At 68.0% G+C, this 16854-nt stretch carries 13 protein-coding genes; 7 read left to right on the top strand and 6 right to left on the bottom strand.

Annotated features, from left to right (window positions below; all coding sequences use genetic code 11):
- The first annotated feature begins 80 nt into the window (after positions 1–80).
- The 5 genes from WS54_RS05550 to WS54_RS05530 are packed head-to-tail and all read left to right on the top strand — an operon-like array spanning position 81 to position 6031.
- On the top strand, positions 81–332 hold the full coding sequence (locus tag WS54_RS05550; RefSeq protein ID WP_006490451.1) for an acyl carrier protein: 252 nt from the start codon (positions 81–83) through the stop codon (positions 330–332).
- Positions 329–1525, top strand: coding sequence for an acyl-CoA dehydrogenase family protein (locus tag WS54_RS05545; protein ID WP_059783700.1), 1197 nt, complete (start codon positions 329–331; stop codon positions 1523–1525). The genes WS54_RS05550 and WS54_RS05545 overlap by 4 nt, the downstream gene beginning before the upstream one ends.
- Positions 1522–2496 (top strand): amino acid--[acyl-carrier-protein] ligase, encoded by a 975-nt coding sequence (locus tag WS54_RS05540; RefSeq protein WP_034204974.1) that lies wholly within the window; start codon positions 1522–1524, stop codon positions 2494–2496. The genes WS54_RS05545 and WS54_RS05540 overlap by 4 nt, the downstream gene beginning before the upstream one ends.
- Complete coding sequence (locus WS54_RS05535; RefSeq protein ID WP_059783702.1) at positions 2493–3548, top strand: DUF1839 family protein; 1056 nt, start codon at positions 2493–2495, stop codon at positions 3546–3548. Before WS54_RS05540 ends, WS54_RS05535 begins: the two co-directional genes overlap by 4 nt.
- A gap of 29 nt (positions 3549–3577) precedes the next feature.
- Positions 3578–6031, top strand: a complete 2454-nt coding sequence (locus WS54_RS05530; protein ID WP_236872763.1) for a glycoside hydrolase family 2 protein — start codon at positions 3578–3580, stop codon at positions 6029–6031.
- A gap of 41 nt (positions 6032–6072) precedes the next feature.
- Here the strand turns inward: WS54_RS05530 and WS54_RS05525 are convergent, their stop codons facing one another.
- The gene (locus WS54_RS05525; protein WP_034204976.1) at positions 6073–7464 is read right to left on the bottom strand and encodes a sigma-54 dependent transcriptional regulator; all 1392 of its coding nucleotides are present in this window, start codon (positions 7462–7464) and stop codon (positions 6073–6075) included.
- Between the two features lie 495 nt (positions 7465–7959).
- On the bottom strand, positions 7960–8448 hold the full coding sequence (locus tag WS54_RS33530) for a hypothetical protein (RefSeq protein WP_156444431.1): 489 nt from the start codon (positions 8446–8448) through the stop codon (positions 7960–7962).
- Positions 8449–8764: 316 nt separating this feature from the next.
- On the opposite strand from WS54_RS33530, the gene WS54_RS05520 reads away from it, so the two are divergent.
- Positions 8765–9343: a drug:proton antiporter gene (locus tag WS54_RS05520; RefSeq protein WP_034206202.1), complete on the top strand. Its 579-nt coding sequence runs from the start codon at positions 8765–8767 to the stop codon at positions 9341–9343.
- Positions 9340–10905, top strand: a complete 1566-nt coding sequence (locus tag WS54_RS05515; RefSeq protein ID WP_059783705.1) for a mannose-1-phosphate guanylyltransferase/mannose-6-phosphate isomerase — start codon at positions 9340–9342, stop codon at positions 10903–10905. Before WS54_RS05520 ends, WS54_RS05515 begins: the two co-directional genes overlap by 4 nt.
- A gap of 24 nt (positions 10906–10929) precedes the next feature.
- Here the strand turns inward: WS54_RS05515 and WS54_RS05510 are convergent, their stop codons facing one another.
- The 4 genes from WS54_RS05510 to WS54_RS05495 all read right to left on the bottom strand — a co-directional run bounded on the left by WS54_RS05510 (position 10930) and on the right by WS54_RS05495 (position 16811).
- Positions 10930–12219: a hypothetical protein gene (locus WS54_RS05510; RefSeq protein ID WP_059783707.1), complete on the bottom strand. Its 1290-nt coding sequence runs from the start codon at positions 12217–12219 to the stop codon at positions 10930–10932.
- A 100-nt stretch (positions 12220–12319) separates the two neighbouring features.
- Complete coding sequence (locus WS54_RS05505) at positions 12320–13534, bottom strand: glycosyltransferase (RefSeq protein ID WP_080747711.1); 1215 nt, start codon at positions 13532–13534, stop codon at positions 12320–12322.
- 166 nt (positions 13535–13700) lie between these two features.
- A complete protein-coding gene (locus tag WS54_RS05500) occupies positions 13701–14894 on the bottom strand; it encodes an acyltransferase family protein (protein WP_059783709.1) in 1194 nt (397 codons plus the stop codon).
- Positions 14895–14999: 105 nt separating this feature from the next.
- Positions 15000–16811, bottom strand: coding sequence for an alpha/beta hydrolase (locus WS54_RS05495; RefSeq protein ID WP_082725149.1), 1812 nt, complete (start codon positions 16809–16811; stop codon positions 15000–15002).
- Positions 16812–16854: the final 43 nt, after the last annotated feature.

Raw genomic sequence — 16854 nt, 5'->3', positions numbered from 1 at the left:
GATGCCGGACTGCCGGGGGGATGTCAGCGCGTGTCGCGCGTCTGCCCGGGCGGACGACACCACGCATGCCGGAGCAGCACGTGAAAAACGAAATCAGAACCATCCTGAAGCACGTCGCCCACCTCGAAGCCGCGATCGATTCGATCGGCGACGGGGACGACCTCTACGAAGCGGGCCTCTCCTCGCTCGATACGATCCAGCTGATGCTCGCGATCGAAAAGCAGTTCAACATCGAGATTCCCGACGAGATGCTGAACCGCAACCTGTTCCGCAGCATCGACGCACTCGCGGACACGATCGCCACGCTGCAACGCACCGAGCACTCCGCATGAGCGCGCTGCTTCCCGAACTCGCGTCCGACAGCGATTCGCATCGGCTCGACGAGGCCGCGCATGCCGTCGCGCAGATCGCCGCCCAGCATGCCGATGCGGTCGATCGCGACGCGCGCTGCCCCGTCGAGGCGATCGAGGCGATGCGCGCGCGCCGGCTGCTCGGCGCCATGGTGCCGACCCATCTCGGCGGCGCGGGCGCGTCGCTGGAAGACATCGCATCGGCCTGCTCGATCCTCGGCCAGGCGTGCGCATCGTCGGCGATGGTGTTCGCGATGCACCAGATCCAGGTCGCCTGCATCGTCGACCACGCCGCCGACCAGGGCTGGCACAAGCTGTTCCTGCAACAGCTCGTGCGTCACCAGTGGCTGCTCGCCTCGGCCACGTCGGAGGACGGCGTCGGCGGCAACCTGCGCGCGAGCCAGTGCGCGCTCGAAATCGACGCCAGCGGGTTCCGGTTGCACAAATCCGCGCCGACGATCTCGTACGGCGACTACGCGGACGGTATTCTCGCCACCGCGCGACGCGATGCGGACGCGCCGGCTTCCGAGCAGGTGCTCGTCACGCTGCTGCGCGACGGCTATACGCTCACGCGCCGCGGCGAATGGGACACGCTCGGCATGCGCGGCACGTGCAGCAACGGCTTCGTGCTCGACGCGCAAGGCGCCGCCGTGCAATGCCTGCCGGTGCCGTTCGCGAAGATCGCCGAGGAAACGATGGTGCCGGTCTCGCACATCCTGTGGGCCGCGGTGTGGATCGGCGTGGCCGGCGACGCATTCCATCGCGCGCACCAGTTCTTCCGCGCGCAGGCGCGCCAGACCGACGGCGCACCGTCGCCCGCCGCGCGACGCATCGCCGAATCGCTCGCGCTGATGCAGGCGATGCAGGCTCGCGTCGACAACGTGCTGCGCCTCCACGCGAGCGCGTCGGCCCGCTCGTGGTCGGCCGGCATGGCCTGGGCCGCCGAAATCAATACGCTGAAGACCTACGTGTCGGCGACCGCGCTCGAAGTCGCGCACCAGGCGATGATGATCTGCGGGATGGCCGGCTACAAGCAAGGCACGCCGTTCAGCATCGGCCGCCACATTCGCGACCTGCACGCGGCGCCGCTGATGATCAGCAACGACCGCATTGCCGCCAACACCGCGAGCCTGTTGCTCGCGCTGCGTCCCGCGACGCTGGAGAAACATACGTGAACGATCGCCTCGCCGTGCCCTCCGCCGCCTCCGTCCCCGCCGACGCACCGCTCGACCGTGCGGGCGTCAATCCGCTGCGCGATGCGCTGATCGACGCGGGCCTGCTGGTTTCGACCGGCATCCAGGGCCTGTTCGGCCGCAGCGAGCGATTCGAGCGCGTGGTCGAAGCGCTCGACGCGTTCGTCACGCGCCTCGGCGCCGACCAGCAGGCCGAAGTGCTGCGCTTCCCGCCGGCGATGAGCCGCACCGAGTTCGAGCGCAGCGAATACATGAAGAGCTTCCCGCAACTGGCGGGCAGCGTGCACGCATTCTGCGGCGACGAACGCCAGCACCAGCGCGTGCTGCAATGCCTCGATCGCGGCGACGACTGGACCGAAAACCAGAAGCCGACCTACGTCGTGATGACGCCGGCCGCGTGCTACCCCGTGTATCCCGTCGTCGCGCGTGCTGGGGCGCTGCCCGCCGACGGCCGGATCGTTGACGTGTTCTCGTACTGCTTCCGTCACGAACCGTCGCTCGACCCGACCCGCATGCAACTGTTCCGGATGCGCGAATACGTGCGGATCGGCACGCCCGAGCAGATCGTCTCGTTCCGCGAGACGTGGATGGAACGCGGCACGCGGATGATCGAAGCGCTGCGCCTGCCGAATGCGATCGATCTCGCGAACGATCCGTTCTTCGGGCGCGGCGGCAAGATCGTCGCGAACAGCCAGCGCGAGCAGAACCTGAAGTTCGAGCTGCTGATTCCGATCGAGCACGACGACCGACAGACCGCGTGCCTGAGCTTCAACTACCACATGGACCATTTCGGACTGCTGTGGGACATCCGCACCGCGACGGGCGACGTCGCGCACACGGGCTGCGTCGGCTTCGGCCTCGAACGGCTCACGCTCGCGCTGTTCCGCCACCACGGCTTCGACATCGACGCCTGGCCGCAAGCGGTTCGCGACGTGCTGTGGGGCACGCCATGAGGTTCGTTTCCCGCGACGGCGAAGACGCGTCGTTCGAGGGGGTGCGCCACCGCGCGCGCCACTACCGGCCGCACCCGCTGCACAGTCAGGAGATGGTCTGGAAGCAGACCAACTGCTATGTCGACATGTGGCTCGAGGTGCTCCGGTGGTGGGGGCTCAATCCGTACGCGGCGCTGCCGTTTACGATCGCGCTCGATTTCGAAGGCGACCAGTTCACGTTCTTCAAGTTTCCGCACGACGAGCTGGAGCGGCTCTACGGGATCGTCGTGCAGGAACATTCGATCTACGAACCGCTCGATCAGCACATCGAGACGCAGGTCGCGCGCGGCCACCTGATGATCGTCGAGGTCGACGCGTGGTTCCTGCCCGATACGCGCGGCAGCAGCTACCGCACTCAGCATACGAAGACGACGATCGGCATCGACGCGATCGACCGTGCGCAGCACCAGATCGGCTACTTCCACAACAGCGGCTATTACGTCGCCGAGGATTTCGACTACAACGGACTCGTCGGCGCCAGCTCGCCGATGACGCTGCCGCCGTACGTCGAATGCGCGAAGCGACGCTTTGCACCGCTCGACGAACGCGCGCTGTGCGAAGCCTCGCTCGCCGCGTTGCAGCGCCACCTGCGGCGCGTGCCGATCGTCGATCCGATCGCGGCGTTCCGCCGGCAGTTGCAGACCGACGCGCGCATCCTCGCGGACGCGCCGCTCGAGCGCTTCCATGCGTACTCGTTCAATTCGGTGCGGCAGCTCGGCGCGAATTTCGAACTGTTCGGCCACTATGCGCGCTGGCTGCAAGCGAGCGGCTGCACCGGGCCGTTCGCCGAAATCCGCGCCGCATGCGATCGCATCGCGTCGGAAGCGATGGTGCTCGAATTCCGGCTCGCGCGCGCGTGCGCACGCGGCAAGGAAGAATACGGCGATTCGACGCTCGAAGCGATCGAGGTCGCGTATGCCGACCTCGTCGCGTGCGCGCGGCAGATCGGCGCGCCGCTGCGGCACGTGACGCCCGTGCGCGCCGACACCGCACCCGTGTCGGCCATGCGGTGACGCGCGCCCGCACCCCGCCCGCATGGTCGATGCTGGCGACGGCCGCGGGCGCCGTGCGCGAACCGCGCGACCTCCCGGCCGATCACGGCGACTGGATCGCGGCGCCGGTGCCCGGCACGGTCGCGCAGGCGCTCGCGCTGGCCGGCCGGCTCGACGAAGCCGCGTCGCTCGACGAGCGCGACCACTGGTACCGGCTCGAGCTACGCGGGCGCGGGCCGCGCATCCTGCGCTTTCACGGCCTCGCGACGCTCGCCCACGCCTGGCTCGACGACACGCCGATCCACCGCTCGGACAGCATGTTCGTCTCGCACGACGTGCCCGTGTCGCTCGACGGCACGCACCGGCTGACCCTCTGTTTCCGCGCGCTCGCGCCGCATCTGCGCGACGCGCGCGCGCCGCGCCGTGCGCGCTGGCGCACGCGGCTCGCCGAACCGGCCGCCTTGCGCACGATCCGCACGTCACTGTTCGGGCACATGCCGGGCTGGTTTCCGCCGTATGTGCCCACCGGCCCGTGGCGGCCCGTCGAGGTGCTCGATCCGAGCAGCGGCCCCGTTCTGGCCGATTGCAAACTGCATGCCCGTATCGAAGGCGACACGGGCTGGCTCGACGCGGAACTGACGTTCGCCGCGCCGCTGCCCGCCGCGTTCGCGGCGCGGCTGTCGTGCGGCGACCATCACGCGACGCTCGAACGTGCCGACATCGACCAACTGCGCGCAAGCGTCGCGATACCGAACGTGCGCCGCTGGTGGCCGCATACGCACGGCGAACCGGCGCTCTACGAGATCGCGCTGCATATCGGCGCCGCGCGCCGGCCGCTCGGCTCGACGGGTTTCCGTACGATCGAGGTCGATTCCGGCGCCGACGGCAAGGGGTTCGGGCTGCGCATCAACGGCGTGCCGGTGTTCGCGCGCGGCGCATGCTGGAGCAGCGCCGCACCGCTCGCGCTGCACGCGGACGACGCGACCTACGCCCGCCTGCTCGGGCTCGCACGCGACGCCGGCTTCAACATGATCCGCGTCGGCGGCACGATGACCTACGAGGCCGACGCGTTCCACGCATGGTGCGACCGGCTCGGGCTGCTGGTCTGGCAGGACTTCGGTTTCGCCAACTTCGATTACGCGCTCGACGATCCCGCGTTCGCGGCCAACGTCGATCGCGAAGCGAGCCAGTTCCTGTCGCGTCGCGGCGCGTCGCCGTCGCTCGCGGTGCTGTGCGGCGGCAGCGAGATCGCGCAACAGGCGGCAATGTCGGGACTCGGGCCGAAGCAGCGCTTCGTCGAGCTGACGGCCGACCGGCTGGCCGGCCACGCGGCCGCGCACCGCCCCGATGTCCCGTACGTGCCCGATTCGCCCGACGGCGGCGTGCTGCCGTTCACGCCGCGCGAACGTGTGTCGCACTACTACGGCGTCGGCGCGTACCTGCGTCCGCTCGACGACGCGCGCCGCGCGGACGTGCGATTCGCGAGCGAATGCCTCGCGTTCTCGAACGTGCCGTGCGATGCGACGCTCGCGGAACTCGGCTGGCCCGGCGTGCACGAGCCGCGCTGGAAAGCGGCGGTGCCGCGCGACCCCGGCACGTCGTGGGATTTCGACGACATCCGCGACCACTATCTGCAGACGCTGTACGACGTCGCGCCCGACCGGCTGCGACGCGAGGATCCGGCGCGCTACGTCGAGCTGTCGCGTGCGGTGATCGCGGACGTGATGCGCGAGACGTTCTCCGAATGGCGACGCGCCGGTTCGCGTTGCGCCGGCGCGCTCGTGTGGCAGTTCCAGGACGTGATGCCGGGCGCCGGATGGGGCGTGATCGACGCCGCGCACCGCCCGAAATCGGCATGGTATGCGCTGCGCCAGGTGCTGCAGCCGATCCAGGTGCTGCTCGTGGACGAAGGCCTGAACGGGCTCGACGTGCACGTGGTCAACGAGCGCCCGGCGCCGCTGTCGGCCGCGATCGACCTGGTCGCGCTACGCGACGGCCGTACGCCGGTCGCACGGGCCGGCTGCCCGGTGCGGATCGCCGCGCACGACACGGTGCGGCTCGGCTCGGCCGAGCTGCTCGGCCGCTTCTTCGACTGGACCTATGCGTACCGCTTCGGCCCCTGCGAACACGATACGGTCGTCGCGACGCTGCGCGCCGACGACGGCACGCTGCTGTCGCAGGCGTTCCATTTCCCGTCCCGCACGCATCCTGCCGTGCTGGCGCGTCGCGAGCCGGGGATCGAAGCGTGCGTATCGCGCACCGGCGAGACCTGGCACGTCGACATCGACACGCGGCATGTCGCGCGCCACGTGCAGATCGACGCACCGGGTTTCATGCCGAGCGACGACTGGTTCCATCTCGCGCCCGGCACGCCGGCGCGCATCGCGCTCATTCCATTGCGAATCGACGGGAAGCCCGCGGCGGCCGACGACCATGCGCCGCCCGCGGTGGAAATCCGGGCCGTGAACGCCGCACGCGCGGTACGGGCCAGCCAGGCAGGGTGACGCGACGCTCGCGGCCGCCGCGAGCGTCGGGTCGCCGCGTGTCAGTCGGACGAGCCCGTGCTGCGCGGCCGCTCGATGCCGTACGCCTCCATCCAGCGATACAGCGTCGCGCGCGACACACCGAGTTCGCGCGCGGAAGCGGCGACGCGCCCGCGCGTGCGCAGCAACGCGGTTTCGATCGCTTCGCGCTCGATCGACTTGCGGATGTCGGCCACCGACGGCGACGCCGCGTCGAGACAGTATTCGAGCTCGAGATCCTGCGCGGTGATCAGGCGCCCTTCCGTCATCACGACCGCCCGGCGCACGCGGTTGATCAATTCGCGGACGTTGCCCGGCCAGTCGTGCTTGTAGAGCGCCGTGATCGCATCCGTCGAGAACCCGCGCACGCGATGGCGCGCATCGCCGCGAAAGCGCTCGAGCATGTGATGCGCGAGTAGTTCGATGTCCTTGCCACGCGCGCGCAGCGGCGGCTGATCGATGCGCATCACGCACAGACGGTGGAACAGGTCGGCGCGAAAGCGCCCTTCCTCCATCGCATCGCGCAGATCGACGTGCGTCGCCGACACGATCCGGACATCGACCGGCACCGGATCGCTGCCGCCAAGACGATGAATCGCACGTTCCTGCAGAAACCGCAGCAGGCTCGCCTGGCTTTCGTGCGGCAGGTCGCCGATTTCGTCGAGCAGCAGCGTGCCGCCGTTCGCGGCCTCGACGTAGCCGATCTTGCGCGCGTTCGCGCCGGTAAACGCGCCGCGCTCGTAGCCGAACAGTTCCGATTGCAGCAGGTGCGGCGGAATCGCGCCGCAGTTGACCGCGACGAACGGACCGTTGCGCCGCTCCGAATGACGATGGATCGCGACGGCCGTGAGTTCCTTGCCGGTTCCCGTTTCGCCGAACACGAACACCGGTGCGTCGGTGCGCGCGAAACGCCGCACCGTGTCGAACAGCCGCAGCATCGCGCTGCAGGTGCCGACGATGCCCTTTTCCTCCGATTCGAGTTGTTCGCGATCGCGCGCGAACAGGCATTCCATACCGTAGGCGTGGCCGACCGTATCGGCGATCCGCTGGTGCGACGCCGGCAGCGTGACGTAGTCGAAGCAGTAGTCGCGCAACAGCGCGCGCACGTTCGGCGAGGCAGTCTGGCCGGCGTCCACAAGCGCTACCCAGACGACATCGCGCATCGACGCGCAGGTCGACGCGATGCTGCCGATCGCATCGGCGTGGCCGCCGCTCAAGTCGAGAATGCCGCAGGTAATTTCGCCGGACGTGTCGCGCAGCTCGTTCGCATGCGCGACGACCGACACTTTCCAGTCGCGGCGCGACAATTCCTTTCGCAGCATCACGGACGGCGACTGCGTCCAGTAAATCAGCGGACGCTGCCCGTTACCGCTCCCCACGCCGGCGCTCTTATCGCGCGTTATTGGCATATTCATAACGAACCATCACTTTCCGCACTCCGCGAACCGTTCGCGTGCGCTGCGGTCGGCGGCGCATGGCCGCCTTTCCGCGCTGCGTTTCCGCAGCTTTGGCGAAGATCGAAACTGCACACGGCGAGAACCCCCGGAGATCGAGCCGGCTGTCATCCGGCCTCGTTGTCATCGAACTCGAACGGAATGCGCGACTGCAGGAGCCATGACATTCCGGCTTTGAAGCGACCCGCCGTCAGGCGGGGCACGTCGGCACACGGAAACGCCGACCCGCATGTGCGTCGCGTCGTACACGACGGTCGCACCCGATGCCGAGCCGGAGGGCTGCCAAACCGCGCGCGGCTCGACCGCCCCATTTCATCCGCACCTGAATTTACACCCCGTTGCCAGTTGGCCTTGTTACCAAAAGATAAACGTGAATCAGTCGGTTACGCTACCAGTGGCCCGGCGCTCCGCGCTTTTGACCACTGAGATTTGATTATCTATGACCATTCCCGTCAATCAGTGGCAAATACTACTTTTCCGCAAGATTGATCCGGTCGATTGCCCGCGATTTCCATCGAAATCTCCCAAAAAGCAAAGTACCGTGCTCCGCGGAACGCATAATCGCGCGCGCCCCCGGGTAGCCGCATCGCCTCGCGCCCGCGCGCCGGCCACCCGGCCGTTACACGTCGTAATCACCGGCATCGCGTCGCGCAGGCGCTTTTCGGCGAAATCCCGCCGGCCGGCCGGATGCCGGGCGCCGGCCCGCGCGTCGTGCGGTGCAGCATGACGGCCGACCTTGCGCGATCCGCCCACCCGCAGGTTTCGGCCCGAAGCGGCCCGCACCGGCAGATCGCCCCGGCGGCGCAGGCGCCCGAGCGGCAACGCCCGCTTGCGGGCGTGCAGGATGGCGACGGGATGCGGGAGGATCGCCTCGCCCGGCGCGCACGATGCGATCGACGGCGAGCCAGGGCCCGGCACGCCCGCGCACACCCGGTCCGTCGTCAACGATCGCCGTCTCGACCCGTGTCCCGGCGCGCGGTTTGCGTGCGATGTCGGCCGGCCGCGCTTCATTGCAGGCCGTCACGATGAACCAATTATGAAAAGGCACCGGCCCCGACGGTGTGTGCTACCGCACATTGCGACGCTCCCGTGACGCGCGCATCGCCCGGTATCCCGCGCCGCGCCTGCGAATCCGGAGCGTGAGTGCGCTTTCGAACAGACCGCTGCACCATGCATCGGGATGATGAAGATCGCCGCGCCGCACGGATCGACCGCATCCGCGCGGCGCGGCGTGCCGAAGGCATCACGCGAGGACAGCATCATGGAATGGCATTGTTGTGAATTCGAACATCTGAGCGCCGTCGATCTCTATGCAATCCTGCGCGCGCGCAACGCCGTGCTGGTGGTCGAGGACGCGCACACGCACCTCGACATCGACGGCAAGGACGCGGGCGCGCTGCACGTCTATGCGAGCGTGCGCGACGGCGACGCGATGGAAGTCGCGGCCTACGCACGCATCCTGCCCGGCGACGACATCGATCCGGACGTCGTGATCGACAAGGTGCTGACGAGCGAAAGCTGCCGCGACGACGACACGCTCGAACGCCTGATCGGGCGCGCGCTCACCGCCGCGCAGGCCGCATGGCCGGAGGCAGCGGTGCGCACGCACGTCCCCGCGGCGCGCCAGGCGTTCTACAAACGGTTCGGATTCCGCAAGGCCTACGGGCCGTATCTCGAACAGGGCGCACCGTTCGTCGGCCTGATACGGTCGGCCGACCGTGCGGCCGGCGCGCTGCGTCACCTGCTGTCGCGAGCCGTTTCGGTCTCGCGCCACGACGACGCACGCGCCGACGGCCGCGCGCGCACCCTGCTCCCCGCCGATACCGGAGCGAACCGATGACCCGCACCCTTCGTCCGGTTCCCGAACCCGATCTGCCGAGCATCCTGCCGGTGATTCTCGCCGGCGGCTCCGGCACGCGGCTGTGGCCGCTGTCGCGCGAGCAGTATCCGAAACAACTGATCGAGCTGGTATCGAACGAGTCGCCGCTGTCGGCGACGGCGCGCCGCCTGAACGGTATCGCGAACGCGTCGCTCGGCGACACGCTGCTGCTCGTATGCGGCGAACAGCATCGCTTCATGAGCGCCGAGCAGGTGCACGGCCGCTCGGCGCCCGCCCGCATCCTGCTGGAACCGGCCGCGCGCAACACCGCACCCGCGCTGACGCTTGCCGCGCTCGACGCGAGTGCGCTCGCGAACGATCCCGTGCTCGCCGTGATGCCGGCCGATCACGTGATCGTCGATGTCGGCGCGTTTCAGGACGCGATCGCGCGTGCGGCGCGCTATGCGCAGGAAGGCGCGATCGTCACGCTCGGCGTGCTGCCGCGCCGCGCGGAGACGGGCTACGGCTACATCCAGGTCGGCGAGCCGCGCTCGGGCCGCCACGGCAGCCAGGGCGGTTACGCGATCGGGCGTTTCGTCGAAAAACCCGACGCGACGCTCGCCGAACGCTATCTGCAATCGGGCGATTACTGGTGGAACAGCGGGATCTTCGTCACGCGCGCATCGGTCTGGCTGAAGGCGATCGGCGCGCTCGCGCCCGACATTCACGCAGCCTGCGAGAGCGCGTGGCGCGCGGGCGTCGCCGACGATCCGTTCTTCAGGATCGATGCGGCGGCCTTCGACGCGTGTCCGTCGGATTCGATCGACTATGCGGTGATGGAGCGCCTCGCGGAACACGGCGAGCTCGGCATCGAAGGCATCGTGGTGCCGCTCGCGGCCGGCTGGTCGGACGTCGGCACGTGGGACGCGATCTGGGAAATCATGCCGAAGGACGATCACGGCAACGTCGCGCGCGGCCCGATCGTGTTCGAAGATACGCAGGACAGCCTCGTGCGCTCGGAAGGCCGCCTCGTCGCGTGCGTCGGGATGAAGGACGTCGTCGTGATCGAGACGGCCGATGCGGTGCTGGTGGCGAACAAGCACGACGTGCAACGCGTGAAGAACATCGTCGCCCGCCTGAAGACCGACCGGCGCCCGCAGGCGAGCGAGCACCGCAAGGTGCAGCGGCCGTGGGGCCATTACGATTCGATCGATCTCGGCGAGCGTTTCCAGGTGAAGCGGATCGTCGTCGAACCCGGCAGGCGGCTGTCGCTGCAGATGCACTATCACCGCGCCGAGCACTGGATCGTCGTGCGCGGCACCGCGAAGGTGACGCGCGGCGCCGAGACGTTCCTGCTGTGCGAGAACGAATCGACGTACATCGCCGTCGGCGAGGTCCATCGACTCGAGAATCCCGGCCGGATTCCGCTCGAAATCATCGAGGTGCAATCGGGCGACTATCTCGGCGAGGACGACATCGTCCGCTTCGACGATCAGTATGGCCGGGAGACTTGCATACCGCCGGAACCGGCTACGCGGAAGGCGGCCGTGCTGGCCGCGCCGTCGACGGGCGACGCGTGCTGACCGCACGGGCATGACGCCCGCGCGTCAACGCACGACGATCGCCGTCGACACGACGTTCTGGATGAACGGCTTGCCGACAGCCTTGATGAAGTAGGTGCCCGCCCGGGCGCCCGGCAGCGAAATGCTCGTCGTATCGGCCGGATAGCGGCCGGCCAGCGCGAACGCGCCGCCGCCGAGCTGTTCGTACAGCTCGAGATGATCGACGGTCTCCGGATGGGTGATCCTGACGGTCAAGCTCGAACCTACGGGCTGCGCGTCGATGGCCGTGCAACTGGCGATGCCGGTTTCGAGCGCGCTGCCCTCCTCGTAGTCGTTCCAGGTGATCAGCTGAACGAACGGCAATTGTCGCCGCACGTTGTAGCGCTCGTTGATGGTCTTGAACGTGTCCAGCCAGGTCCGGCCGCACGACGGCGCAAGAAAGCGCGGTGCCGCGGCGCCCCACGATGCCTTCGTATCGTCGAAGCCGCTCCATACGCCGCCGACCGTGATCGTCCCGGGCGGCTGATTCCGTGCGATGTCGTAGAAGCGCTCGCGATACAGTAGGTCGCGCCGTATGCCGGCCGCTTGCGGTGCGGCTCGCGGCGACGGTTGCGCCCACACGTACGCGCCCTTGCTGTACGGAAGATCGAAGCCCTGCGCCAACGTGTGAATCCAGTAGATGTCGGGGTACGCGGCGTGAATCCGTGCCCAGTCGGCCTTGCCGACCGCGTCCATCCCGAACTCCGACACGACCGGATGGCCGTCGTAGCGCAGATACTGGCTCGACGTGAAGTATTCGCGGCTGATGTACGCGAGGTTGTGCAGGATCGTCTCGGTCAGGTCGCAGCCGCGGCACGCATTGAACTTGAAGGAACCGCTGTCGATCATGATCGAGAACGTCATGCCGGGAAACTTCGCCAGTTCGGGCAGCGATGCCTGCCACGCGGTGTCGACGAAATGGCCCGCGCCGTACCAGTCGACGATCACGCCGTCGATGCCTCTCGAACGCATGTCGGCGAAGGTGCGAAATGCCTGGCGAGGATCGTCGGATCGATAGCCGACGTTCACGCCGCGCGGGTCCGGGCCCCACCATGGAAGATAGTGCGCGAGCACTTGCGTCGTGCTGCCCGGGTACAACAACGTGTGCACGTCGATTTTCGATATCGACGCCGTGCCGGCGAGCAGCCCGTTCGACGAGCCCTTGAAATCGGGGCTGCCGGACGTATTGGCCGGCGCGAGCGCCATCACGCGCTCGCCGCCCTGGCAATGACCGTAGACGGCCGACAACGCCAGTGCGCCAAGCGCGACCGCCACGATGCGTCGCAATGCCCGCATAACGTTCCTCTTGCTCGAGTATCTCGGCCGCGGGACGAACGCGCGGCCGGGATGGATCCTGGCCGAACCCGGCCCACGTCGACGCCCCCGTTGCGCGCCGCTAACCGCCCTGCTGCCCGCCGAGCCCCATCCACGACGCAAGCTGCGCCGCGTAACGCGACGGCGTGTACGCCGAACAATCGTAGTGCCGATCGGCGATGCGCAGGTGACGCCCCAGTTCATCGAACGCGCTCGTCAGGCCGGCCGGCGAATTCCGGTACAGGATCTTGTTGCCGATCTCGCTACCGAACGTCGACAGGCTGCCGATCTCGTGCGCGAGCACCGGCAGCCCCAGCGTGGCAGCCTCGACCACCACGAGCGGCGCGTTTTCGGCCCAGACCGACGGCAGCACCAGTGCATCGTGCGCGCGCAGTGCATGAAACAGCTCGCCGTGGCCGAGCCGCCCGGCGAAACGCAGCCGGCCGGCCTGAACCAGATCCTGGTGGCGCGTTTCGAGCTGCGCGCGCAGTGTGCCGTCGCCGTACAGCGTCAGACTGCCGATACGGCGGAACGCAATCCGGCGCGCCAGCTCGATGAACTCGTGAATGCCTTTCTCCGCATCGAGCCGCCCCACATAGGCGAGATCGAACTGCTCGCGATCGCACACGCGCGGCGGGAACGGCTCCGCCAGCGTGCTCACCGGATTCGGCAGCAGTGCGGTGCGCGTGATGCCGCGTTGCGCCAGCGCCGTGCGCATGTACGGACTCGGGCACAGGAACAGGTCGAACACGTTCCGCGGATTGCAATACGCGTACACCGCGTGCCAGTGCAGTTTCTTCACCGTGTCGTGCAGCCGCCCGCGCGGGCTCGCCAGTGCGAACAAGCGCGCCGGATTCGACAGCGCATCGACCGGAACCGGCACCGGCTGCCCGTTGCGATAGGCGAGCAGGTTCGGGTTGTAGAACACCAGATGGTAGTCGTGACACGTGAGATACGTGCGGAATCCCTGCTCGCGGCGCCGCCGCGCGAGTACCGGCAGGATCGATTGCGTCAGCAGATTGTGATAGTTGTGCACGAGCACGCGATGCGGACGCACGTCATCGAGCAACGTCGCCAGTGCGCCTGCCGCGGCGCGGTTCCAGCCGCGCGCGAACGCGCCTTCGGCCGCCGCGAAATTCGTCTCGTCGAACGAGTACACGTCCACGTCCGGGATATTGCGCAGCACCTCGATGGAGGTCTGGTAAACCTCCTCCGCGCCGCCCTTGCGCGCGTAGTCGTTGACGACGACGACGCGCGTCGCCTCCGCGCGGGCGCCGATCGACGACCACCCGTTCAATTCGCCATCCCGAACGTGCATCGAACCACCCGGTATCGCGGCATGCCGCCGCCATCGTCATGCACTACCGTACTCGTCAGCATCGTCTGCGCTCCGTATCGTCCATTCCATTCGTATCGGCAACGCGGGATCGCCGTTCCAAGCCGTTCCAAGCCGTTCCACGCCATTACCCGTCCGCGCGCCAGCCGCTCCGCACCGGATCCGGCGTCGCATCGACCGACCGATTGCCGACCGGCAGATCGCCGCCGCGCCGCCGCGATGCGGTCAGGCGATGCGCGAGCCGCACACAGGGCGCCTCGCAATACCGGTAGCTCAGATACGACAACGCAATCAACGGCACGACCGGAACGATCATGTAGACGCCCAGCGGCCATCCGGTCCATCGATAGTGTTCGCACAGCCAGTAGAACCCGAACAGCGGGATCGCGTGAAACAGGTAAATCGAGTAGCTGACCTCGCCGAGCTTCGCCATCGCGCGTGCGCGGACTTTCAATACCGTCGCCATCGCCACGAAGATCGCGACGCCGACCACATAAGCCAGCGACGACGGCAGATGATCGACGTTGTGATGACGCCAGTCGTTGGCCGCGCCGACGAGCGCCACGCCGACGATCATCGCGGTCAGCAGCCCCGCCACGCATCGGTACGTCAGCGCGATGCCGGCGTGTTCGCCCCGCCCCCCCCTCACCTGCAGCGTGTCGCGCGGCCGGTCGTAGGCCTGACGAAAACATGCGCCCCAGAACATGATCGCGAGGTGGTACGGCATGGCCTTGTACTGGCCCAGCGTGTCGTCCGGAAAGACGTGCAACGCGACGGTCGTCACGAACACCGCGCACAGCCCGATGCAGGCGAGCGACAGGTCGCGCATCCGGTGCAGCCCGCCCCACCAGAACAGCACGAGGCAAAGCCCGTAGAAATACAGTTCCGTTTCGAGCGTCCAGTAATGCCCCATGACCGGCTCCTGGCCGAACGCGGTCGGGATCATCGTCGCATTGGCGATCAGCAGCGCCGCGCTCACCGGTTTGCCGAACAGCGTCCAGAAGACGACGCAGCCGATCGGAATGGACAACCAGAACGCCGGATACAGCCGCAGGAAACGGCGGATCAGGAAGCGCCGCGTGCCCGCTCCGGCGGGGCCGCGCAAACTGACCGGAATCAGCAAGCCGCTGATGCCGAAAAAGACCACCACGCCGATCCGCCCGAAATTGACGGAGCGCTGCAGCGTGTCGAGCCACTGCTGAGCACCCGCCAGCGCGACGAACCGCTCGGCGTAGTGCGTCCAGATGACGAGCAGGACCGCGACGGCGCGCATCGCATCGATATGGTCCAGACGTCCGGAAGGTTCGGCATGCATCGTCATGGTCGCGTAGAGGTCGGCGGTGTCGCCGGGGAACAGACGCGTTACCGTATCACCGCACCGGCGCGGCGACTGTGCGACATGTGACACAGCCCCGCGTCGGTCCGGTCATGCCGGCGACTCCGCGTTGATGATCGTCGCCGCCGTCGCGCGACGCGATTCGAGCCCCTTGACGAATTCGCTGCACAGCCCGACCACCGCGTCGGCGGCATGCGAACCGAACACGCTGTGATCGAGATCGTCGAGTACGACGGCGCGCGCACCGGCAAATCGCGACAGCCGCTTTCCGCGCGGGCCGAAATACATCGTCACCAGATCGAGACTGCTGTCGTATGCGCCGCAGACGAACAACGTGCTCACCTCCTTGCGCTGCAGCGCACGCAGGATCTCGTGCGGATCGACCGGGGTCGTGTCCGCGCACGACCAGCCGGCGATCCGGCGTCGCCATGCGCCGATCCGCACGGCCAGCGTCGTCGTCGAACGCTTCAGCACGAGCCGGACGAACGGCATGATCTTTCGATCGCCGCTCAGCACCTGCTTCCACTTCTTCAGCTCGAAGAACGACGACCGGTAGCCGGCCATCGAATTGGGGCGATGCTCGCGCAGCGCGTCGGTCGAGATGCCGTCGGGCATGTGGAAACGCTGCAGGTTCACCGAGATGACGCCCGACAGTGCGCGTCCCGCCAGCGCCGCGCGCAATGCGCTGTATGCGCCCGAGCAGATGCCGAACGATACGACCTGCCGATACCCCTGCTCCTTCAACCAGTGGGCTGCCGTCGCGACGTCCTCGACGACGGCGCTCGAATAGACCGGCGGGGGCGCATCGAGCGGCGCGCCGCCGCCCTGCGCCGGCGAACTGTCGCCGATGCCGCGTCCGTCGAATCGCAGCGACGCGATGCCGCGGCGCGCGAGCTCGCGGGCGATCCGCACCGACAGCCGGCTGTCGCCGACGTGCGGACTGGCCGACGTGTTCGTGATCAGCACCACCGGCCCCCGGTCGTGCATCTCGTGCGGCGTGCACAGGATGCCGAACAGGCGGCCGGCCGCCCCGAATCGAACCGGCTGCTCGCAGGCTTCCGGCGTGCGCAGCATCAGGTCGGGATCCCAGTCCGTTTTCTGCGCGGTGCGCGCCGCTTGTCGCTGCGGACCATCGGCGGCCGCGATCCAGTCGACGACCGAGTCGAACACGCGCGTCGGCAAGCGCGAGAACGTCGTTTCCTGCATGAACGCCGCATAGCCTTCGAACGGCCTTTGCTCGACCTTGCCGCCCAGCGCGTCGAGCCGCTTGCGCAGCGCTTCGGTGCCGCCGGCGCTCATGTCGACGATCAGCGTTTCCGATGCCGGCGCACCCGTGCGGTCCTTCAACGCGTCGATCGCGTCGAAGGCATTGAGCCGCGTACGGAACGCCGCACTGTAGATCTGCCCGAGCACGTTGAGCGGCGCGTCTTGCGGCTGGGCCGCGCGCAGCGGCGCCGGCAACTGGTCGAGCCAAATGTTGCGCATGATCGACAGCTCGCGCACGTAGCTGCGCCCGCTCGCCACCGGCGCCAGCAGCACCAGCCGGTCGACGTCGTCCCGGTCCGCCGCGAGCAACGCGAATGCCGCGCCCAGCCGCAGGCCGCACAGCGTCACGCGGGTCACGCCGGTTTCCTCGCGCAATCGCGCGATGGCCGCGCACACGTCGTCGACGGCCGTTTCGAACTGGTCGTTCGCGCCATCGGCCCCGGCGGAATCGCCGGTGCCGCGGTAATCGAAACGCAGCACCGGTATCCCGCGCGCGGACAGGCGATCCGCCAGATTCCGCATGCCGTCGTGACTCCAGACGGATTCGTGTCCGTACGCGTTGCACAGGACGACGCCCCGCGTCCCGTTGCCCGGATGCAGCCATCCGAACCGTCCGCCAAATATGATCGGTCTCATTTTCTATTAGGTATCGGTGAAGAATGGATACGGCGCCCTTCGG

This window comes from Burkholderia sp. NRF60-BP8 (genome assembly GCF_001522585.2).
Taxonomy (GTDB): domain Bacteria; phylum Pseudomonadota; class Gammaproteobacteria; order Burkholderiales; family Burkholderiaceae; genus Burkholderia.
The sequence above is the reverse complement of the archived record's forward strand: the minus strand, read 5'-3'. Positions and strand labels throughout refer to the sequence as shown.